The sequence below is a fragment of the Affinundibacterium nitidum genome (assembly GCF_014284155.1).
Taxonomy (GTDB): Bacteria; Pseudomonadota; Gammaproteobacteria; order Burkholderiales; family Burkholderiaceae_D; genus Undibacterium; species Undibacterium nitidum.
In genome coordinates this window covers 1-729 of record NZ_JACOFZ010000027.1, presented here as the reverse complement: position 1 = coordinate 729, position 729 = coordinate 1, and the positions used below count along the sequence as shown (strand labels likewise).

Sequence of the window (729 nt, the reverse complement as noted above, 5' to 3'; positions counted from 1 at the left end):
CTTTAGGTGGTACACCAATCACGATCACGACAGGCAAGGGTAGTTTGGTCTTAACAGGCTACAACTCAAGCACAGGCGTGGTGAGTTATACCTATGATCCAAGTGTCCAAAGTGCGAACAGCGATGTCACGGATAGTGTTACTGTCGCTGTGACGGATGCCTTAGGTGCAACGAATAACGACAGCTTAGATATCCTCATTACGGACAGCAAACCAGTAGCGACAGGTGACATCAACAACATCACCGAAGATGCCGTCCCGAACACAGTCACCGGCAATGTGATCACGAACGACACGGTTGGTGCCGATACGAATGCAACGCCAGTGACAGCAGGTACGTTCACGAATGCAGCCGGTTACGGTACTTTGGTCTTGAACAGCAACGGTACCTACACGTACACGCTCAACAACAGCAATGCGGCCGTCAATGGCTTAGGTGCCGGTCAAAGTTTGACTGATAGCTTTACGTACACCTTAACCGATGGTGACGGCAGTACGACAACGGCGACTTTGGTGATCACGATCAATGGTAATACCGATGGTGGTCCAACGGTCACGATCCCGGACAGCAATGCAGGTTCTGCGGGCGACATGACGGTAGCGGAAACGGCAACCGCGACAGCAAACAGTTTCACGGTTACCGCTCCTGCAGGTTTAGCAAGCATTACGGTCGGTGGCACCAACGTCACCTTGGCCCAATTAAATGCTTTAGGTGGTACACCGATCACGA

The 729-nt window shown here is 51.9% G+C and carries 1 protein-coding gene; it reads left to right on the top strand.

Annotation, left to right across the window (positions count from 1 at the left end; genetic code table 11):
• On the top strand, positions 1 to 729 hold a 729-nt coding region (locus tag H8K36_RS18885), incomplete at both ends, for a VCBS domain-containing protein (protein ID WP_222611285.1).